Source organism: Micromonospora wenchangensis (assembly GCF_002210435.1).
Classification (GTDB): Bacteria; Actinomycetota; Actinomycetes; order Mycobacteriales; family Micromonosporaceae; genus Micromonospora; species Micromonospora wenchangensis.
Genome location: NZ_MZMV01000002.1, coordinates 82,104 through 100,586, shown reverse-complemented (window position 1 = coordinate 100,586; position 18,483 = coordinate 82,104). Strand labels below are relative to the sequence as shown.

Annotated in this window: 20 protein-coding genes and 3 tRNA genes; 11 read left to right on the top strand and 12 right to left on the bottom strand. The window is 72.9% G+C overall.

Annotation, left to right across the window (positions count from 1 at the left end; translation table 11 throughout):
* Positions 1–54: 54 nt before the first annotated feature.
* The 4 genes from B5D80_RS01780 to B5D80_RS01765 all read left to right on the top strand — a co-directional run bounded on the left by B5D80_RS01780 (position 55) and on the right by B5D80_RS01765 (position 1,147).
* Positions 55–127 (top strand) — tRNA-Glu (locus tag B5D80_RS01780).
* A gap of 31 nt (positions 128–158) precedes the next feature.
* Positions 159–235: transfer RNA gene (locus tag B5D80_RS01775), tRNA-Asp, on the top strand.
* 102 nt (positions 236–337) lie between these two features.
* Positions 338–411, top strand: a tRNA-Phe gene (locus B5D80_RS01770).
* A gap of 211 nt (positions 412–622) precedes the next feature.
* Positions 623–1,147 carry an SRPBCC family protein gene (locus tag B5D80_RS01765; RefSeq protein WP_088641969.1) on the top strand — a complete coding sequence of 175 codons (525 nt, stop codon included), beginning with the start codon at positions 623–625 and terminating at the stop codon, positions 1,145–1,147.
* 52 nt (positions 1,148–1,199) lie between these two features.
* On the opposite strand, the gene B5D80_RS01760 is transcribed toward B5D80_RS01765, so the two are convergent.
* Positions 1,200–1,916 (bottom strand): DUF2786 domain-containing protein, encoded by a 717-nt coding sequence (locus B5D80_RS01760; protein ID WP_088641968.1) that lies wholly within the window; start codon positions 1,914–1,916, stop codon positions 1,200–1,202.
* A gap of 126 nt (positions 1,917–2,042) precedes the next feature.
* Here B5D80_RS01760 and B5D80_RS01755 point away from each other — a divergent pair, with 126 nt between their 5' ends.
* Positions 2,043–2,456: a hypothetical protein gene (locus B5D80_RS01755; RefSeq protein ID WP_088641967.1), complete on the top strand. Its 414-nt coding sequence runs from the start codon at positions 2,043–2,045 to the stop codon at positions 2,454–2,456.
* Positions 2,457–2,505: 49 nt separating this feature from the next.
* Here B5D80_RS01755 and B5D80_RS01750 read toward each other — a convergent pair whose 3' ends face one another.
* Entirely contained in the window at positions 2,506–2,895 is a 390-nt protein-coding gene (locus tag B5D80_RS01750) for a hypothetical protein (RefSeq protein ID WP_088642085.1), read from the bottom strand.
* A gap of 183 nt (positions 2,896–3,078) precedes the next feature.
* Between B5D80_RS01750 and B5D80_RS01745 the strand changes: the two genes are divergently transcribed.
* Positions 3,079–4,431, top strand: a complete 1,353-nt coding sequence (locus B5D80_RS01745) for an ABC transporter substrate-binding protein (protein ID WP_088641966.1) — start codon at positions 3,079–3,081, stop codon at positions 4,429–4,431.
* Between the two features lie 44 nt (positions 4,432–4,475).
* Here the strand turns inward: B5D80_RS01745 and B5D80_RS01740 are convergent, their stop codons facing one another.
* Positions 4,476–5,219: an enoyl-CoA hydratase/isomerase family protein gene (locus B5D80_RS01740; protein WP_088641965.1), complete on the bottom strand. Its 744-nt coding sequence runs from the start codon at positions 5,217–5,219 to the stop codon at positions 4,476–4,478.
* Positions 5,216–6,070, bottom strand: a complete 855-nt coding sequence (locus B5D80_RS01735; protein WP_088641964.1) for a 3-hydroxyacyl-CoA dehydrogenase family protein — start codon at positions 6,068–6,070, stop codon at positions 5,216–5,218. The genes B5D80_RS01740 and B5D80_RS01735 overlap by 4 nt, the downstream gene beginning before the upstream one ends.
* Positions 6,071–6,240: 170 nt before the next feature.
* Between B5D80_RS01735 and B5D80_RS01730 the strand changes: the two genes are divergently transcribed.
* Positions 6,241–6,543 carry a hypothetical protein gene (locus B5D80_RS01730; protein WP_088641963.1) on the top strand — a complete coding sequence of 101 codons (303 nt, stop codon included), beginning with the start codon at positions 6,241–6,243 and terminating at the stop codon, positions 6,541–6,543.
* Positions 6,544–6,574: 31 nt separating this feature from the next.
* On the opposite strand, the gene B5D80_RS01725 is transcribed toward B5D80_RS01730, so the two are convergent.
* Entirely contained in the window at positions 6,575–7,360 is a 786-nt protein-coding gene (locus B5D80_RS01725) for a class I SAM-dependent methyltransferase (protein WP_088642084.1), read from the bottom strand.
* A 43-nt stretch (positions 7,361–7,403) separates the two neighbouring features.
* Here B5D80_RS01725 and B5D80_RS01720 point away from each other — a divergent pair, with 43 nt between their 5' ends.
* Positions 7,404–7,793 (top strand): PPOX class F420-dependent oxidoreductase, encoded by a 390-nt coding sequence (locus tag B5D80_RS01720; protein WP_088641962.1) that lies wholly within the window; start codon positions 7,404–7,406, stop codon positions 7,791–7,793.
* Positions 7,794–7,910: 117 nt separating this feature from the next.
* On the opposite strand, the gene B5D80_RS01715 is transcribed toward B5D80_RS01720, so the two are convergent.
* Positions 7,911–8,120 (bottom strand): BldC family transcriptional regulator, encoded by a 210-nt coding sequence (locus B5D80_RS01715; RefSeq protein ID WP_007073996.1) that lies wholly within the window; start codon positions 8,118–8,120, stop codon positions 7,911–7,913.
* A gap of 251 nt (positions 8,121–8,371) precedes the next feature.
* Positions 8,372–9,211 (bottom strand): DUF8083 family protein, encoded by an 840-nt coding sequence (locus B5D80_RS01710; protein WP_088641961.1) that lies wholly within the window; start codon positions 9,209–9,211, stop codon positions 8,372–8,374.
* Positions 9,212–9,423: 212 nt separating this feature from the next.
* Here B5D80_RS01710 and B5D80_RS01705 point away from each other — a divergent pair, with 212 nt between their 5' ends.
* Positions 9,424–10,506, top strand: coding sequence for a Glu/Leu/Phe/Val family dehydrogenase (locus tag B5D80_RS01705; protein WP_088641960.1), 1,083 nt, complete (start codon positions 9,424–9,426; stop codon positions 10,504–10,506).
* Between the two features lie 339 nt (positions 10,507–10,845).
* On the top strand, positions 10,846–11,064 hold the full coding sequence (locus B5D80_RS01700; protein ID WP_088641959.1) for a DUF3073 domain-containing protein: 219 nt from the start codon (positions 10,846–10,848) through the stop codon (positions 11,062–11,064).
* Positions 11,065–11,245: 181 nt separating this feature from the next.
* Here the strand turns inward: B5D80_RS01700 and amcA are convergent, their stop codons facing one another.
* From amcA to B5D80_RS01675, 5 genes are all read right to left on the bottom strand, one after another.
* Positions 11,246–11,479 (bottom strand): multiple cyclophane-containing RiPP AmcA, encoded by a 234-nt coding sequence (gene amcA, locus B5D80_RS01695; RefSeq protein WP_088641958.1) that lies wholly within the window; start codon positions 11,477–11,479, stop codon positions 11,246–11,248.
* Positions 11,448–12,551, bottom strand: coding sequence for a cyclophane-forming radical SAM peptide maturase AmcB (gene amcB, locus B5D80_RS01690; protein ID WP_342747069.1), 1,104 nt, complete (start codon positions 12,549–12,551; stop codon positions 11,448–11,450). Before amcB ends, amcA begins: the two co-directional genes overlap by 32 nt.
* Positions 12,552–12,679: 128 nt before the next feature.
* Positions 12,680–13,834, bottom strand: coding sequence for a phosphoribosylformylglycinamidine cyclo-ligase (purM, locus tag B5D80_RS01685; RefSeq protein WP_088641956.1), 1,155 nt, complete (start codon positions 13,832–13,834; stop codon positions 12,680–12,682).
* 59 nt (positions 13,835–13,893) lie between these two features.
* Positions 13,894–15,432 (bottom strand): amidophosphoribosyltransferase, encoded by a 1,539-nt coding sequence (gene purF, locus B5D80_RS01680; protein ID WP_088641955.1) that lies wholly within the window; start codon positions 15,430–15,432, stop codon positions 13,894–13,896.
* A gap of 167 nt (positions 15,433–15,599) precedes the next feature.
* Positions 15,600–15,923, bottom strand: a complete 324-nt coding sequence (locus B5D80_RS01675; RefSeq protein WP_425437145.1) for a sterol carrier family protein — start codon at positions 15,921–15,923, stop codon at positions 15,600–15,602.
* Between the two features lie 180 nt (positions 15,924–16,103).
* Between B5D80_RS01675 and B5D80_RS01670 the strand changes: the two genes are divergently transcribed.
* Positions 16,104–18,416 carry a carboxypeptidase-like regulatory domain-containing protein gene (locus B5D80_RS01670; RefSeq protein ID WP_088642083.1) on the top strand — a complete coding sequence of 771 codons (2,313 nt, stop codon included), beginning with the start codon at positions 16,104–16,106 and terminating at the stop codon, positions 18,414–18,416.
* Positions 18,417–18,483 lie beyond the last annotated feature (67 nt).

Genomic DNA, 18,483 nt, shown 5'->3' with positions numbered 1-18,483 from the left:
GCCGGATGGGAGCAAGTCCGCTTGAAGTTGCGAGTGTGCAATGATGGCGGGGCCGCCCTCATCGTCTAGCGGCCCAGGACGCCGCCCTTTCAAGGCGGTAGCACGGGTTCGAATCCCGTTGGGGGCACGATCCGGCCCAGCCGGAGGCAACAGAGCAAGGTCCTGTGGAGCAGTTGGAGTGCTCGCCGCCCTGTCAAGGCGGAGGTCGCGGGTTCAAGTCCCGTCAGGACCGCCAGCGCCGACGCCGCGTGTACCAATGCGCGGCGTTCTGCGTATCGGGACGCGGCACCCTGTCGGCGGAAACCCCGCCCTCCGGGTACCATGACCCGAAGTACCAGGCCAGGTAGCTCAGTTGGTACGAGCGTCCGACTGAAAATCGGAAGGTCGGCGGTTCGACCCCGCCCCTGGCCACATAGCCTTTCGCCGGGCTACAGAGAGCGGTGACCTGCGGAAACGCGGTCACCGTTTTCGTGTGTCCGGGCCCTGTCCGGCATCGACCACCGCCGTGGCCCGCCCACCCCGGGACATCCAGGAGCCTCGCTGGGTCGGGGGCGCCCACTGACCGGAAAGAGCCGGTACGGGGCGCTGCGCAGCGCACCCCCAGCCGGTATGGTCCGGGCCTATGGGACAGCAGAAGCCAGATCCGGAGGGCGTCCATCAGGACGTCGACCGGTACTCGCTGCGCTGCACCCTCCTCGTCCCCGCCCCGGCGGAGCAGGCGTTCGCGGTCTTCACCGGCTCGCTGGCCGACTGGTGGGTCCGCGAGTACACCTGGTCCGGGCCGGCGGCGCTGGCCGAGCTGGGGATGGAACCCCGGGCCGGCGGCATGCTCTACGAGATCGGCCCGTACGGCTTCCGGGGCGACTGGGGGCGGGTGCTCACCTGGGACCCGCCACGTCGGCTCGTCTTCACCTGGCAACTCGGCCCCGACCGGGTGCCGGTGCCCGATCCGGCGCGGGCCAGCGAGGTGGAGGTGCTGTTCCTGCCGGACGAGTCCGGGCGGACCCGCATCGAGCTGGAGCACCGCCACTTCGACAGGCACGGTGAGGCCGCCGAGGGCTACCGCGCGGCGTTGACCGCCGGCTGGCACGAGCTGCTCGGCCGCTACCTGGACACCGTCACCCGGACCGCCCCCGACCCGCACTGAGCGACGCCGCGCAGCCGGGGTCCACCAGCGCCACGCGGGCGGGCCGGGCCGGTCAGCGGGGCGGGCCGCGCAGCGGCGTCCGGCCGGTCGGGCGGTCCACCGGATCGGGGCCACCGAGGTCGGCGCGGTGGCCGGCCGCCGCGCCCGCGCCGAATCCGGAGCCGGCGAGCCGGCGGGTCGGCGCGGTCCGCAGCCGGGGGTAGACCTCGGCGACCCGACGGGCCACCCGGTCCGAGCGGTCGGCCAGCACCAGCGCCACCGACGGGGTGCCGCGTTCCGCCGCCGCGCCCGCCTCGGCGGCCCGCAGCCGCTCGGCGACCACCCGGGCGAAGCCGGCCAGCCAGGAGCGGCGGAAGGCGGCCGGCTGCTCACCGGGCGGCACGGCGGTGCCGGCGAGCCCGTGCGCGGCCTGCACGAGCAGCGAGGTGAACAGCAGGTCGACCCGTTCCAGGTCGCTGGCGAAGCCGAACAGGTGCAGCGTGAACCCGCTGCCGTCCGGTCGGCGTACGCAACGGCAGCGCAGCGGGTCGGCCACCGCCGCGAGCAGCCCCGCCTTGTCCCTGGCGTACGGGGCGACGACGTCGACCACCCGGTCGCCGACCGGGTCGGTGGTGGGGTCGCGGGCGGCCAGCAGGGCCCGGTCGACGCCGTACCGGGCGATCAACTCGGTGGCCTTGGCGGTGAACGCGGCCGACTCGGCGGGGGTGCAGGCCGGGTCCTCGGCCTGGGCCAGGAGCTTGCGCACCTTGCTGAGCATCGCCTCGGACATGCGTCACTGGTACCACAGAAGGTTCACCGCCCTGTCACAGCGGGATCGGAGATCGACAGATATCATCGCCACTCACCGCACCCTGTCCGCGACTCAGGGTCTCCCTCTTCCCCTGGAGGCACCGCCATGACATCCCGGCCCGCCCGACTGACCGCGCTCGTCGCCACCCTGCCCCTGTTCTGGTTCGGCACACCCGCGCAGGCCGCCGGGGAGACGAACCTCTCCGCGTCGGCCGCCACCTGCTACGGCGGAGCGGTCCGCTCGTACTTCCAGGTCGGCGGGTGGGGCGGGGACGCCGGGCCGTACAAGGCGAGCACCAGGTGCAAGGACGTCAACGTCAGGAACAGCAGCGAGTTCGGCACCGAGGCGTGCGTGGTCTTCATCGACAAGACCAACAAGTGCAACTACCTCACCTACCTGCCGGCGAAGTCGGACTGGATCACCGTCGCCACCAACGTGCGCGACGGCGCGAACTTCAAGGTCCGCTTCACCAACCTGCGCTACGAGTACGAGCCGCTGGTGGCGTACCACGCGTACTGAGTCCCGCCGCCGGCCCTGCCACCACCGACGGGCGGTGGGGCCGGGCGGGTCAGCCGGCCCGGCTGCGCAGGGTCGCCACCGCCGAGCCGGCGAGGGTGAGCAGGCAGTCCGGCAGTTGCCCGTCGGCGACCGCCGCCCCGAACAGCGCCTCGCCGGTGTCGGCGTCGTGGTTGGCGTACGCGCTGACGAACCGGGCCACCCAGCGGGTGTCGTACCCCGCCTCGTCGATGCCGGGGAAGTCCAGCGCGCACGTGCCGGGCGGCGGCGGGTCACCGACCATCGTCGCGGCCAGGGTCCAGGCGACCGTGTACGCCCCGGCGAGCCCCGACCGGTCCACCACGGCGTCGAATGTGCCGACCACGGCGGCGCCGTCCCCGGTCAGCGCCGAATGGAGTACGGCGGTAGCGTCGGCGAGCGTCTGATCCGGTACGTCGGTCACCTGCGGCACAGTAGGACGCCAGGTCAAGCGGGCGGGCACCGGAAACGGTGACCACCTGCCGGGACAGCGTGACGCAGCGTGCGTTGCACTGTCGGGCCGACGACGAGGGCCGCCTCCCTGGTCCCACGGTCCCCGCCGGCACGCTATGGTGCGCACCGGACCTGCGCCGGAGGAAGGACCACCATGCTCGTAACCCGCGGCCCGCGCGCGGCCATCCTGGCGGCCTGTGCGTCGTTGCTGCTCGCCGTCAGCGCGTGCGGGACGACCGACAAGCCCGAGGAGGCGGCCACCCCGCAGGTGCGTCTGTACGGCACCGACGGCAACATGCAGAACTCCTTCGCCGCCGAGCTGAAGGACCGGGCCGACCTCGTCGACGGCATGAAGGGCACCACCCCGCTCACGCCGCTCAGCGACGACTTCAAGCAGCGGCTGCGCACCGTCGACTCGAAGCTGACCGACTACCTCTACGCGGCGGAGTCGTACGACGCGGTCATGATCAGCGCGCTGGCCGCCCAGCTCGCCGGCAGCACCGATCCGGCCGACATCGCCAAGCAGATCGTCGGGGTGACCACCAACGGCCAGCGCTGCACGGACGCGGCGAGCTGCCTGGCCCTGGCCCGGGACGGTCAGGACATCGAGTACCGCGGCCCGTCGCTGAACCGGGCCGGCTTCACCGATCTCGGTGAGCCGGCCACCGCCAGCTACGCCACCCTGCACTTCGACAACCAGAAGATCAACGACGCGAAGACCGAGTTCGTCGGCGCCGGGGACGAGTCCGGGGTGAGCACCAAGGCCGCCCCGAAGCCGAAGAAGCAGCGGGGCGGGCGCAACGACCGCAGCGACGGCTCCCCGCTGATCCTCGGTGGCCTGCTGCCCAAGACCGGCGACCTGGCCCTGGCCTATCCGCCGCTGGCCGCCGGCGTGGCGCTGGCGATCAGGGAGATCAACGCCGCGGGCGGGGTGCTCGGCGACCCGGTGACCTGGTTCGACGGTGACGACGGCACCAACCCGGCCGTCGCCAAGGCCACCGTGGCCTCGCACGTCAAGAACAAGGTGCAGGTCATCATCGGTGCCGCCGCGTCGGGGATCTCCGCCGCCGTGCTGCCGGACGTGGTGGCGGCCGGCAAGATCCTGTTCTCGCCGTCCAACACCGACGCGGGGTTGAGCCAGGCCGACGACAAGGGCCTCTACTTCCGGACCGCCCCGCCGGACAGCCTCCAGGGCCGGGCGCTGGCCGACGTGATCCTCCGCGACGGCCCGCACAGGATCGTGGTGGTGGCCCGCAAGGACTCCTACGGCGAGGGTCTCCAGGAGACCGTCCGCGCCGAGCTGGAGCGGGCCGGCTTCGGCAGCGACCGGGTGAAGCTGCTCACCTACGAGCCGCCGGCCGACGCCAAGGCCCCGCCCGTCGACTTCGGCAGCCTGGCCGGCGAGATCAAGAACTACAAGCCGGAGGCGGTGCTGGTCATCGGCTTCGGTGAATCCGCCGGGCTGATCAAGGCGCTGGCCGACGCGGGCGTACCGATCCGGCACTGACCCGACGGTGGGGCGGCACCGGCTCCGGTGCCGCCCGTTCCGGCTCACCGGGGCCGGCGACGCTCCAGGAAGTCGGTCATCCGGCGGTGCTTCTCCTCGTCCTCGAAGAGCACCGCCTGGCTGACCAGGTCGAGCTGCGGGTGGGCACCGGGCGGGGCGTCCACCGCGAGCTTGGTCAGCCGCAACGCCAGTGCGGAACCCTTCGCCATCTCGTCGAGCAGCCCGTGCGCGGTGGGCAGCAGCTCGGTCGGCTCGGCCACCACCCGGTTGACCAGGCCGATCCGCAGCGCCTCGTCGGCGTCGATTCGGCGGCCGGTGAACAGCAGTTCCTTGGCCAGACCCTCGCCGACCAGGGCCGGCAACCGGTGGGTCGCCCCCGCGCCGGCCAGGATGCCCAGTCGCACCTCCGGCTGCCCGAAGACCGCCCGTGCCGTGCACACCCGCAGGTCGCAGGCGTACGCCAGTTCCGCGCCGCCGCCCAGCGCGGGGCCGTCCACGGCCGCCACGCTCGGCATCGGCAGCGCCCGGAGCCGGGCGAAGGCCGCCGAGTTGATCGCGGCGAGCGCGTCCAGCCGGCCCCGCTCGCGGAGTTGACCGATGTCGGCCCCGCCGGCGAAGAGCCCGTCGGTGCCACCGGTGAGCAGCAGCAGCCGGGGCCGGGCCTCCAGCGCGGCGCAGACGTCGTGCAGCGCGCCGATCAGGTCGGCGTCGATGGCGTTGCGTTTCTCCGGCCGGTCCAGCGTCACCACCACCCGGTCGGGCAGCTCCTCCACCCGTAGCCCGCTCACTGCCGGCGACCGTCCTTCCACGTGTAGAAGCCCTGGCCGGACTTCTTGCCGAGCTTCCCGTCGGCGACCATCTCGACCAGCAGCGGCGGTGGGGCGAACCGGTCACCGTAGGCGGCCTGGAGGGTGCGGGCGATGTCCAGCCGCACGTCCAGCCCGACGAGGTCGGTCAGCTCCAACGGGCCGACCGGGTGCCGGTAGCCGAGCACCATCGCCTTGTCCACGTCGGCCGGTGCGGCCACCCCGTCGGCGACCATCCGGATCGCCTCCAGGCCGAGGGTCACCCCGAGCCGGGAGGTGGCGAAGCCGGGCAGGTCGCGTACGACGACGGGGTCCTTGCCCAGCCGGCCGGCGAGCGTGACGGCCGCCGCGGTGGTCTCCGGTGCGGTGGCCGCGCCGACCACCACCTCCAGCAGGGCCATCGCCCAGACCGGGTTGAAGAAGTGCAGCCCGAGGAAGGACTCCGGCCGGGTCAGCCCCTCGGCCAGCTCACCGATGGGGATGCTGGAGGTGTTGCTGCCCAGCAGCGCCGGGCGCAGCCGTTCGGCCTCGGCGAGCACCGACCGCTTCAGGTCGGGCCGCTCGGGCACCGCCTCGACGACCACCTCCGGTGCCGGGGCGACCTCGGCGAGCGCCCCCCGCAGGGTGATCCGGTCCCGCTGCGCGGCGGCCTCGGCGGCACCGAGCTTCCCCCGCTGCACCGCCCACGCGCACAGCTCGTCGAGGCGGGTGGCGGCGGCCTCGGCCCGCCCCCGGTCCACCTCGACCAGTTCGACCGCGTAGCCCGCGCCGGCCGCCACGTAGGCGATGCCGAGCCCCATCGTGCCGGCCCCGACGACGACAAGACGACTCATGGACGCTCCCTCACTGCGTACGGCGGCGTGCGGGGTCTCCGACATGCCCTGCCGCTCGCTCCGCTGGCTCATGGGTGCGACCCTATGCAGCACCGTTCCCGGCGGCATGCGTGGGGGACCGCCGCACCGGGTACAGACGGCCCCAACGTCAAGGGAAGGAACCAGTCGACATGAGCCAGGCACCGGAGACCGTGGACAGCGGCACCACCGACGGCACGGCGGTCGTGGAGACGCGCGGCGACGAGCGCGTCGACCTGCTCCGCGCCGACACCAACAACGACGGCAAGACCGACGTGTGGGTGGTGGACACCGACGGCGACGGCCGGGCGGACCTGTTCCAGTTCGACACCGACGGCGACGGCAAGGTCGACATCACCATGGTCGACATCGACGAGGACGGCACCCCGGACGAGGTGGTCGACGGCGACGGCGGCCTCCCCCCGGAGCAGCTCCCGCCGACCGTCCAGGTCTGACGCGGGCGCGGGGGCCCGACCGGGCCCCCGCTCACCGCCCGGCGGCCAACCGCAGGGTGGCCAGATAGTACGGGGCGTCGCGGTCGTCCACGTCGGTCAGCCGCCATCCGGTGCCCCGGACCAGCTCGGCCAGTTCCTCGGCGGAGCAGACCAGGTAGTCGAACCACTCCGTGCCGAGTTCGCGGTAGCGCAGCCGCAGCCGCAGTTGCCCGCCGAGCCGCCCCCGCCGCCGGTTGTGCTCGTGGTAGCCGGTGTGCACCGGGTCGGTGGTGCCGTACGGGTCGGTGCCGTGCGCGATGACCTGCGCGCCCGGCCGGGCCAGGGCGGCCAGCGCGGCGAGGAACGCCGGTGCCCGCTCCCGCCCCTCGAACAGCCCCAGGTTGTTGCCGAGCAGCAGGAACGTGTCGTAGCGCCGGCCGTCGGCGACGTGCTCGTCAACGGTGCCGAGGACGAGGTCCCGGACGCCCCGGTGCCGGCTGACCCGCAGCGCCCCGGGCGAGGTGTCCAGCCCGGTGACGGGGATGCCGCGTTCCTGGAGCACCAGCGCGATCCGCCCGCCCCCGACGCCGACGTCCAGGGTGGCGCCCCGGGTCCGGTCCACGGCCCGGTGGTCGTACGGCTGCCAGTGTTCCGGCCCGTCCAGGTAGTGCGCGGCGGGGGCCCCGTTGACCAGTCCGTCGTCCCGCTCGATGATCTCGATGACCGGTCGGGGCAGCCGCCCGCCGACCAGCGGCCGGGGGCCGATCCCGGTGTGCACCGCGTACGCGTCGCGCAGCAGTTCTCCGAACACGTCGCCGAGTCGAGGTTCTCCGGTCACGACCTGCACGGTATCCGGGTCCGTCCGCCGTATCCTGGGCGGCGTGACCGACCTGGACCGCCTGGCGGCGGAGAAGTACGTCCTGCTGACGACGTTCCGCAAGGACGGCCGTGCGGTGTCCACCCCGGTCTGGGCGGTCCGCGACGACGACACGCTGGCGGTCTGGACGGTCGCCGACTCGGGCAAGGTCAAGCGGATCAGGCGGGACGGCACGGTGACGGTGGCCCCGTGCGACGTGCGGGGCCGTCCGCTGGGTGAGGCGGTGCCGGGTCACGCGGTGCTCTGCGGCCCGCAGGAGAGCGGCCGGGTACGCGACCTGCTCAAGCGCAAGTACCGGCTGCTGGGGCGGTTGACCCTGCTCGGCAGCCGGCTGCGCCGGGGCGAGGCGGGCACCGTCGGCATCCGGATCAGCCTGACCGACCCGCCGGGCTGACCGCTCCGGCCGGCGGGGCCCGCCGGAGCGGTCCGGGGGTGGGGACGACTCAGGGGCGGTGGTACGTCGCTGCTGCGACGTCCGCCCGCCCCTGAGGTCCGTAACGTTCTGACCGGGTCAGTCCCCCTGGCGCTGCTGGGGGATCTGGCCCTGTAGCAACGCCCGCACCTCCGACTCACGGTACCGACGGTGTCCGCCCAGGGTTCGGATCGCGCTGAGCTTCCCCGCCTTGGCCCACCGGGTCACCGTCTTCGGGTCGACACGGAACATCGACGCCACCTCGGCCGGCGTGAGTAGCGGCTCTGGTTCGTGCGTTCGCGATGCCATCGGTCACTCCTCCACATGGATAGACATCGGCCGGGGTCCCGCCGGCCGACGCGTCTCCCATGGTCCGGCTAGTCCCCGATGTCCGACATGGGCCGAACGGCCGAAGGTCCCTAGACGGACGGATGAACCATGCCCGATTTATCTGACTTTTACACGGCAGAAAGTACCTTATTCGGACTCATGATCACGGTTCGTGATGCGTCAACTACGAGCGTGACTCATAATTGACAGCGCGAATGGGCGGTATCCGGTCAATTGCACCGCTCCAGCAACTGGATCGCGCGCCACCGCGCGACCAACCGGTCGTACGCCGCCGACGCCTCGTCCGTCTCGCCCCGGGAGAGCCCGGCCAGACCGCCCGCCACCAGCTCCGGCGAGTCGTCCGCGGCCAGCGTCTCGTCGGAGAGCAGCTGCACCAGGCCGCCGTAGTCCAACTCGACCACCGAGCGGGGGTGGAACTCCTCCAGCCACCGGGCGGCCTCCTCGACCGCCTCGGTGATCGGCGCGGCACCTATCGACTTCCTGAGCACCGCCAGCGCCCGCGAGGCCCGTCGGCGGGCCTTGGAGATCTCCGTGCGGTAGCGCAGCGCCCGCCGGTCCGGCCGGGTGACCAGCTCCCGCTCGCCCGCCTCGACCAGCACGAACCACCGCAGCGGCACGCCCCAGGTGGCGATCTGCTCGTGCAGTCGGGGCACCCCGTGCTCCAGCACCCGGGCGCCGCTGCGCCAGTCCTCCACCACGGTCTTGGCCTGCCCGGCCAGGACCGGCGGGACGAACGCGTCGGCGATCACCGACGGCACCCCTTCCCGGGCGCTCAGGGCCGCCTCGGCCACCCGGACCCGCAGGTTCCACGGGCAGACCAGCAGCGCGTCGTCGACCTCCAGCACGTACGCCTCGTCGGGCAGGTCGGGCAGTCGCGTCCAGCCCGCGCCGAGCGCCGCGATGACCGCGCTCCGTTGCCGGCCCGGCCCCTCCAACGGGGCCACCGCCCGCCCCTCCCGCACGTAGCGCCGCCAGTACGACTGACGGTCCCGGTCGAAGGCGGTCAGCGGCTCGTACACGCGCAGGTAAGAAGCGAAGAGCGACGGCACCGCGCGATCCTCCCACGAAACCCCGTGCCGGTGCCGCTGCCGTCGGACGCGACCGGAACGCCACCGACGGGCGACTCCCGGACGTCCAGGTCGCGCGACGTGGACGACGGCACGGTTCCCGACCGATATTAGGCTGACCAGCGCCGGCAGCATCCCCGCCGGCCGACCAGGTCCGCGCCTCACAAGGGCGCACACCGACACAGGAGCGAGCCATGGGCGTATTCGTGAGCACCGACGACCCCGGACCGGCCGGTCACGAGCAGGTCGTCTTCTGCCAGGACAGGCAGAGCGGCCTCAAGGCGATCATCGGCATCTACTCGACCGCGCTGGGGCCCGCGCTGGGCGGCACCCGCTTCTACCCGTACGCCAGCGAGGAGGCGGCGCTGGCCGACGTGCTGGACCTCTCGCGCGGGATGGCGTACAAGAATGCGCTGGCGGGGCTGGACCTGGGCGGCGGCAAGGCGGTCATCTGGGGCGATCCGGACCAGGTCAAGAGCGAGGCGCTGCTACGCGCGTACGCGCGGTTCGTGCAGTCCCTGGGCGGGCGCTACTACACCGCCTGCGACGTGGGCACCTACGTGGCCGACATGGACGTGATCGCACGGGAGACCCGGTACGTCACCGGCCGCAGCGTGGAGCACGGCGGGGCGGGTGACTCCTCGGTCCTCACCGCCTGGGGCGTCTTCCAGGGGATGCGGGCCGCCGCCGAGCACGTCTGGGGCAGCCCCAGCCTGCGTGGACGCCGGGTCGGGGTGGCCGGGCTGGGCAAGGTCGGCAGGCACCTGACCGGGCACCTGGTCGACGACGGGGCCGAGGTGGTGGCGACCGACGTCGACCCGCGGGCGCTGGAGTGGGCGCGGACCAACCATCCCGGGGTCGCCCTGGTCGCCGACACCGCCGCGCTGGTCGCCGCCGACATCGACGTGTACGCCCCGTGCGCGCTGGGCGGCGCCCTGAACGACGACTCCGTGCCGGCCCTGCGGGCCCGGGTGGTCGCCGGCGCGGCCAACAACCAGCTCGCCCATCCCGGCATCGAGAAGCTCCTCGCCGACCGGGGCATCCTCTACGCCCCCGACTACGTGGTCAACGCCGGTGGGGTCATCCAGGTCGCGGACGAGATCGAGGGCTTCAACTTCGACCGGGCCAAGCTGCGGGCCACCCGGATCTTCGACACCACCCGGCAGATCCTCCGGCTGGCCGACGACGAGGGGGTGCCCCCGGCGGTGGCCGCCGACCGGCTGGCCGAGCGCCGGATGGCCGACGTGGGTCGGCTGCGCGCCATCCACCTGGGCTGAGCGCACGTCCCGGGCGCGGCGACGGTCCGCGCCCGGGACGCCACCGGCCGTACCGGCCCGGTTCCGGAGGGCCGCCGGCACCGGCTGGCACAGCACGCGGTAACGTGGCCTTTCGCGGCTTTTCTAGCGGTTTGACCGGTGTCATGAGCAGTCCAACGCTGACCCCTTACCGGGTACACTCGGTGACTGCCGGGTGACTGCGACGCGCAGGGCCGGCAGACGGTAACCCGAGGTGCCGAACGGTGGCATCCCCATGTACCGTAAGAGCCACGAGAGATGCCTGACGTCATCGGGGCCCGCCTTCGGGCTGCCCCGCATTCTGTGCGAGGGGGTCGAGCCATGGGGCGCGGCCGTGCTAAGGCCAAGCAGACGAAGGTGGCGCGGGAGTTGAAGTACCACTCCCCGAACACCGACCTCACCGCCTTGCAGCGCGAACTGGCGGGTGCTGGTGGGAAGTCTGAGCAGCACTTCGACGACGACTACAAAGAGTATGTCGACGACGACGATGAGGATCATGCGGACGACGACCCGGACCCCTGGGCTCCTCCGACCCGCTGACCTCCGGTCACACTGAGCACGCGGCAACTCTCCGCGTGCTCACGCATGTGCCCGACCAGAGCAGCGTGACCACCGACGATCAGGGACCCCGCCCTCCCGGAGCACACTCCGGCCGGTCGGCGTGGTCCCTGATCGGGGTGGCCGTGGCCGTCACCGTACGGCGAGGCCGGTCACCCTCCGCTCAGCGCGGCCGGTTGTTCCAGTTGTAGAAGGTCGGGATGTTCTCGAAGTGGTTCCAGGCGCAGACCGCGCCGGCACCCTCCGCGCCGGACACCTCCGCCCGGTGACGACGGGCGGCCTCGGCCTCGTGGAGCAGGGCGGAGAGTCCGCCAGCGGCCTCCCGCACCCGGTCGGCGACCTGGTCCGGGCCGGTCCCGACCCGCTCAGTCGGCCGGTGACTCGTGGTCTCGGGCATGCTCCAACACTCCCTCCAGTAGGCGGATCTTGCTGTTGCGGCAGTGCTCGGTCTCCGTACCGTCGAACCGCCCCTGCTCGAAGTAGCGGTTGGCCGCGTGGCCACCGCCGCAGAAGCCGAAGTACGGGCAGGACGACCGGCACGCCTCGACGCCGGTGAGGAACTCACCCACCCAGCCCGTGCCCGCCGCCCCGGCCAGGATCTCGGCCAGCGGGGTGGCCAGCACGTTGCCGCTGCTGAAGTCGCCGTAGCGGGCGTCGGTGAAGCCGGCCAGCTCGGGAGAGAGCACGGTGACCGAGCCGTCGTACCCGATCGTCGGGATCGGGTCGAGCTGCCGGGGCAGCAGGTCGCCCTCCGCACCGGCCAGCACCGCCGCCGCGTACCGCAGCGACCACTCGACCTCCCGCAGGTGCACCCGGGGCGCCCGCCGCCAGGCCGCCACCAGCTCCGCCCAGAACGCGGTCACCGCCGCCGCGTCGTGCGCGTTGCTGCGGGTGTTGACCCCCTCGGTCTCCTCGATGTTCAGCCCGAGCACGTCACAACCCAGGTCGAGGAAGTAGTCGTACAGCTCGGTGGCGAGCCCCGGCGTCGGCCGGCTCACCACCGCCAGCGCCGAGAACGGCAGGCCGTGCCGGCGCAGCGCCGCGACCCCCCTGACGATCCGGTCGTACGCCGGCCGGCCGGCCCGGGTCACCCGGTCGCCGTTACGGGCGGCCGGGCCGTCCACGCTCACGCTCACCCGAACCCCGTGCGCGGCGAAGAACGCGCACCAGGCGTCGTCGATCAGGGTGGCGTTGGTCTGCACGTGGTGTTCCACCCCGGCCGGGAACGCGGCGATCAGCGCCGCCAGGTGCTCCCGGCCGGCGGCGAGCGGCTCACCGCCGTGCCACACCACCGAGAACCGGCCCCGCGCCGCCCACGGGGTCACCGCGGCGGCGACCGCCTCGGCCACCGGCACCGGCATCCGCCGGTCGGCCGCCCGGTGCGGCAGGTAGCAGTACGCGCAGTCCAGGTTGCACAGCGTCGTCGGCTGCATCACCACGTACGACGGGACCGCCGCGATCCCCCGCATGCCCGTCACGGACCGGCACCGAGCAGCCATCGACCCTCCTCCCCGTGCCCGAAGTGTCCTTCAGGCTAGGCGGCGACGGCCGCTCGGGTGAACCCCCGACCAGGCATCCGGCCGAGCGGCCCCGCCGATCAACCCCGGGTGTGCTGGCCGATCATCTGCACGTTGCCGGTGCCCTCGATGATCTCGCCGGCCTGCCAGGCGTCCACGCCCCGGCCGGCGAGGGTGGCCAGCGCGCGGTCGGCGTCCTCGGCGGAGACGATGGCGAACATGCCGACGCCCATGTTGAACGTCGACTCCATCTCCGGGTCCTCGATCCGGCCCTTGGACTGGATCAGGTCGAAGATCGGCTGCGGCTTCCAGGTGGCCCGGTTGACCACCGCGTCGACGTGCTCGGGCAGCACCCGGACCAGGTTGCCGGGGATGCCGCCGCCGGTGACGTGGGCGATCGAGCGCACCTCCGCCTCGGTGATCAGCTTCAGGCAGTCCTGCGCGTAGATCTTGGTCGGGGTGAGCAGCTCCTCGCCGAGCGTGCGCTGCCGGCCGAAGTCGTCGATCACCACGTCGAGCCGCATCCGGCCGGCGCCGAGCAGCACGTGCCGGACCAGTGAGTAGCCGTTGGAGTGCAGGCCGGACGAGCGCATCGCGATCACCACGTCGCCCACCTCGACCCGGTCCGGGCTGAGGATCTCGCTCTCCTCGACCACGCCGACCCCGGTGGCGGAGACGTCGTACTCGTCGGGACGCAGCACGCCCGGGTGCTCGGCGGTCTCGCCACCGAGCAGGGCGCAGCCGGCGTACCGGCAACCGTCGGCGATGCCCGCGCCGATCTCGGCGACCCGGTCCGGCACGACCTCGCCGGTGGCGATGTAGTCGAGCAGGAACAGCGGCTCGGCCCCGCACGCCACCAGGTCGTCGACGACCATCGCGACCAGGTCGATGCCGATCGTGTCGTGGATGTCGAGCTGCTGGGCGATGACCAGCTTGGTGCCCACCCCGTCGGTGGAGGACGCCAGGATCGGGTTCTTGTACTTCTTGGTGTCCAGCCGGAACAGGCCCGCGAAGCCGCCCAGGTCACCCATGACCTCCGGCCGCCGGGTCTCCTTCACCTTGGACTTGAGCAGCTCGACCGCCCGGTCCCCCGCCTCGATCGACACCCCGGCGTCGGCGTACGAGACCGAGCGTTTGCGGGTGGTGCGGCCGGTCCCCGCCGTCCAGGGCTGGCGGTCGCCACCGGCGCCGCTCGGGCTGCTTCCTGCGCCGCTGCGCTCGGACACGTAGGTCACGGTTCTCCCCTTTGTGGTTCTCGGTGCCGCGCCGACGGTGGCCGGACGACCCCGGTGTGCTACGGGCGGTGGGCGGTCGCGCCGCCCGGAGTGGCGACGAGCGGTGTGTGCTGCTCGGAGGCGGTGTCCGGGGCGTCGGCGACCCGCCGGCCCACCCCTTCGAGCACGTGCTTGCCGATCAGGTTCCCGGCCGGCAGGTCGATCGGGTACTCCCCGTCGAAACAGGCCCGGCAGAGCCTGCTCCTGGGCTGTTCGGTCGCGGCGATGAGACCGGGGAGCGAGACGTAACCGAGGGTGTCGGCACCGATCGAACGCCGGATGCCCTCGTTGTCCAACCCGTTGGCCAGCAGTTCGGCCCGGGTGGCGAAGTCGATGCCGTAGAAGCACGGCCAGTTCACCGGCGGGGAGGAGATCCGGACGTGGACCTCCAGCGCGCCCGCCTCGCGGAGCATCCGGACGATCGCCCGCTGGGTGTTGCCGCGCACGATCGAGTCGTCGACCACGACCAGCCGCTTGCCCCGCACGTTCTCCCGCAGCGGGTTGAGCTTGAGCCGTACGCCGAGCTGGCGGAGGGTCTGCGACGGCTGGATGAAGGTGCGCCCGACGTACGGGTTCTTCATCAGGCCGGCGCCGTAGGTGATGCCGGACGCCTCGGCGTAACCGATGGCGGCCGGCGTGCCCGACTCGGGCACCGGGATCACCAGGTCGGCCTCGACCGGGTGCTCCTTGGCGAGTTGCCGGCCGATCTGCACCCGCGCGGCGTGCACGTTACGGCCGGCGATGGTGGCGTCCGGGCGGGCGATGTAGACGTACTCGAAGAGGCAGCCCTTGGGCTCCGGCGCGGCGAACCGGCTGGACCGCAGGCCCTCCTCGTCGATCGCGATCAGCTCGCCCGGCTCGACCTCCCGGACCACGCTCGCGCCGACGATGTCCAACGCGGCGGTCTCGCTGGCCACCACCCAGCCCCGTTCCAGCCGGCCGAGCACCAGCGGGCGGACGCCGTGCGGGTCGCGGGCGGCGTAGAGGGTCGACTCGTCCATGAAGACGAAGCTGAACGCGCCGCGCAGCTGCGGCAGCACCTCCAGCGCGGCGGCCTCCACCGACAGGTCGGGGCGACCGGCCAGCAGCATGGTCACCAGGGAGGTGTCGTTGGTGGCCCCGTCGTCGAGCAGGCCGCGCTCGGCGACCTCCTTCTGCAACTCGGCGGTGTTGACCAGGTTGCCGTTGTGCGCCAGGGCGATCGTGGTGCCGGAGGTGGTCGACCGGATGGTCGGCTGGGCGTTTTCCCAGGTCGAGCCGCCGGTGGTGGAGTAACGCGCGTGCCCGATCGCCAGGTGGCCGCGCAGGCTCTTCAGCGTCGGCTCGTCGAACACCTGGGCCACCAGGCCCAGGTCCTTGTAGACCACCACTCCCGAGCCGTCGCTCACCGCGATGCCGGCGGCCTCCTGGCCACGGTGCTGGAGTGCGTAGAGTCCGAAATAGGTGAGGTTGGCGACCTCTTCACCCGGGGCCCAGACGCCGAAGACGCCGCAGGCGTCCTGGGGGCCGGGTCGCTGGGGGTCAAGGTCGTGGCTCAGCCGGCCATCGCCTCGGGGCACTGCCGCTCCCTCATGCTGGTCTGGACTGGCCTGGCGGAGCCGGGGGCTGCTCCGCGCCTTTCGGCCCTGGACCACTGTCGTCGCCTGACAGTGTACGCGAACACGAGTCGATACAGAAAGTCACGATCCGCCTCCACCCCGTCACCCCTTCGGGCGGAACGGTGCAGCTAGAGCGGCAGATGGTCGGCGAGATCCGCCCGGTTTCCACTCACCTGTACGCGACCGTCCGTGACCGCCCGCGCCCACGACAGCCGTCCGGTGGCCAGCGCCAGCCAGGTGTCCGGCGTCATCTCCACCACGTTCGGCGGGGTGCCGCGGGTGTGTCGGGGCCCCGGGACGCACTGAACTGCACCGTAAGGTGGGACACGCACCTCCACCGATCGGCCGGGGGCACGCTCCGCGAGGGCGGTCAGAAGGGTACGGACCGCCTCGCGGTACACCTGCCGTTCGGGCGTACGCCCCTCATCGAGCGCCGTCAGCGCCGCCAGCACCACGGCGGACTTAATGTGCGGAGAGGACACGACGGGACGATACGACCCGGGGCCGCCGAGCGCCACGCTGGCCCCTGGGTCGCGCCGATCCGGTCAGACAAGGCATAGTTGCCGACGGCGTATTCGTACCGTGATGATCCCCGGCCCCCGCCGGGGAGGTCAGACCGGAAGGCGGTGGACGTGTCAACACACCGACGTGCCTGGACGCAGCGGGCCGGTGTGGTCGTAGCGCTGGTGGCCGGCGCCCTGCTCACCGTCCCCGCCACACCCGCTTTCGCCGCTCCGAGCGTCAACAACGTGTCGGCGTCCCCGAGCTCCGTCGAGGCCGGGAAGACCACGCGGGTCAACTACTCGCTCACCGTGGGTGACGGCTCCCCGGTCGACGTCTCCGTCACCTCCAGCAACGGCAAGCTCCGCTGCGTCGACGGTTGCAGTCGCAACAAGGTCGACCAGAGCGGCGGCTCCAGCGCCAGCTTCGCCCTCGCCGACGACGCCTCGAACGGCTCCGCCACGATCACCGTGAAGGCCGTCGACGCCAACGGCGCCGAGAACTCGGCCAGCACGACCGTGACCCTGGTGGCCAAGGCCGCGCCGCAGACCACCGCGCCGCAGGACAAGCCGACTGTCAAGTCGATCTCCGGCAAGGTGGTCGTGGCGGCCACCGGCGACGCGGTGCCCAACGCGGTGGTGGGGCTGGAGGACTCGACCGGCAAGCAGTTCAACACCACCAGCGACGGCAGCGGCAACTTCCGGATCACCGGGTCTAGCTCCAACCCGATCGCGCCCGGCTCGATGGTGCTCGGGGCCAGCAAGGACGGCGTCGTCGCCACCAAGCCGATCAGCGCGGGGGCCGGGCAGAGCCTGAGCAACCAGCGGATCAGCCTGGCGTTGAAGGTCGAGGTGAGCCCGAGCGCCACCCCGTCGACCTCCGTCGAGCCGACCCCCTCGGAGGAGACGACCGAGGAGACCACCGAGGAGACGACCGAACCGACCGGCGGGCAGCAGCAGGCCGCGTCGCAGGACGACGACAGCGGGTTCGGCTCCTTCCTGATCATCCTGCTCGGCGGTCTGCTGGTGGCGGCCGGCGTCGGCACCATCGTGCTGCTCTGGATCCGCCGCAAGAACGCCGACGACGACGGGAACGGACCGGCCGGCGCCGCCGCGGCCGGTGACGTCCCCGGCCCCCGGAGCCCACGCGGCACCGACGACCAGACCCGGGTGGTCAACCGGGTCGGTGCCGGCCCCGACCCGACGATGGTCGGCAGTTCCGCGCTGAGCGACGCGCCGACGATGTTGCAACGACCTGTCGTCGACGACGTCCCGCCGGACCCGTACGGTGCGCCACCGCAGCCCTACGGCGCACCGCAGGACAACTGGGCCGGCGCCGGCGGCTACGCCGACGAGCCCGGCGGCCAGGGTGGCTACGGCGGCCAGCCGGGCGGCTACGGTGCCGCACCCGCCTCCGGCGGCGGCTACGGCGCGGCCGGAGCGGCGGGTGCCGCCGCAGGCGCGTACGGCGCGGCGAACCCGGCCGGCGGTGGCTACGGCAACGCGCCGTCCTCCGGGGGTGGCTACGGTGCCGCGCCCGCCTCGGGCGGCGGCTACGACAACGCGCCCGCCTCCGGGGGTGGCTACGGCAACGCCCCCGCCTCGGGCGGCGGCTACGGCAACGCGCCCGCCTCCGGCGGCGGATACGGCGGTCGGGACTACGGCGCGACGGCCGGTGCCGGCTACCCGGCGCAGGAGCAGGCCGGCGGCTACGGCGGCGACCAGCGCTACGACGAGCCCACCGGCCGGTACACCGGCGACAGCACCTCGTACGCGCCGGCTGCCGACCCGTACCCGACGAGCACCTACCAGCCGGAGCCGGACGCGTACGGCCAGCCGGGCGCGGGCGGCTACGGCCAGTCCGAGCAGGGCGGCTACGGCCGGGGTGCCGAGCCGACAGGTGGTTACGCCGGCGGTGGCTACGGCCAGCAGGCCGGGTACGACGCCGGCCCGGCCCAGGGTTACGGCGGCGGCCAGCGCGGCGGCTACGACCAGCCGACCGGTGCCCACCAGGGCGGCCAGCACGGTGGCTACGACCAGCAGGCCGGATACGACCAGCCGGCAGGTGCCCACCAGAGCGGCTACGACCAGCGCGGCGGCGGCTACGACCAGCGGGGTGGTGCCCACCAGGGCGGGTACGACCAGCCGGGCGGCTACGACCAGCGCGGCGGCGGGTACGACCAGCAGCCCGGTGGCTACGGCTCCCCGCAGGGCGGCTACGGCCAGTCCGGTGGCTACGGCGGTGAGCAGCCGCAGGGCGGCTACGGCCAGGAACCTCCGCAGCAGCGCACCGGCGGCTACGACCAGCAGGGCTACGACCAGCAGGGTGGCTACTACGGCGAGCAGGGTCAGCCCGGCCGCGACCAGCCCCCGTCCGGTCGGGGCCGGCCGGACGGCCCGCCCCCGGAGCGTGGCGGACGCCGCCTCGACTGGCTGGACGACTGACCCGCACCGGCGACAGTGAACGACCGTGGGCCGCCCCGACGCGCATCGGGGCGGCCCACGGTCGTCG

Bases quoted from the DNA above. Each gene is read 5' to 3' on its own strand.
- B5D80_RS01765 (WP_088641969.1), top strand. From the start codon at position 623: ATGGGACAGCAGAAGCCAGATCCGGAGGGCGTCCATCAGGACGTCGAC.
- B5D80_RS01760 (WP_088641968.1), bottom strand. From the start codon at position 1,916: ATGTCCGAGGCGATGCTCAGCAAGGTGCGCAAGCTCCTGGCCCAGGCC.
- B5D80_RS01755 (WP_088641967.1), top strand. From the start codon at position 2,043: ATGACATCCCGGCCCGCCCGACTGACCGCGCTCGTCGCCACCCTGCCC.
- B5D80_RS01745 (WP_088641966.1), top strand. From the start codon at position 3,079: ATGCTCGTAACCCGCGGCCCGCGCGCGGCCATCCTGGCGGCCTGTGCG.
- B5D80_RS01735 (WP_088641964.1), bottom strand. From the start codon at position 6,070: ATGAGTCGTCTTGTCGTCGTCGGGGCCGGCACGATGGGGCTCGGCATC.
- B5D80_RS01730 (WP_088641963.1), top strand. From the start codon at position 6,241: ATGAGCCAGGCACCGGAGACCGTGGACAGCGGCACCACCGACGGCACG.
- B5D80_RS01715 (WP_007073996.1), bottom strand. From the start codon at position 8,120: ATGGCATCGCGAACGCACGAACCAGAGCCGCTACTCACGCCGGCCGAG.
- B5D80_RS01705 (WP_088641960.1), top strand. From the start codon at position 9,424: ATGGGCGTATTCGTGAGCACCGACGACCCCGGACCGGCCGGTCACGAG.
- B5D80_RS01700 (WP_088641959.1), top strand. From the start codon at position 10,846: ATGGGGCGCGGCCGTGCTAAGGCCAAGCAGACGAAGGTGGCGCGGGAG.
- amcA (WP_088641958.1), bottom strand. From the start codon at position 11,479: ATGCCCGAGACCACGAGTCACCGGCCGACTGAGCGGGTCGGGACCGGC.
- amcB (WP_342747069.1), bottom strand. From the start codon at position 12,551: ATGCGGGGGATCGCGGCGGTCCCGTCGTACGTGGTGATGCAGCCGACG.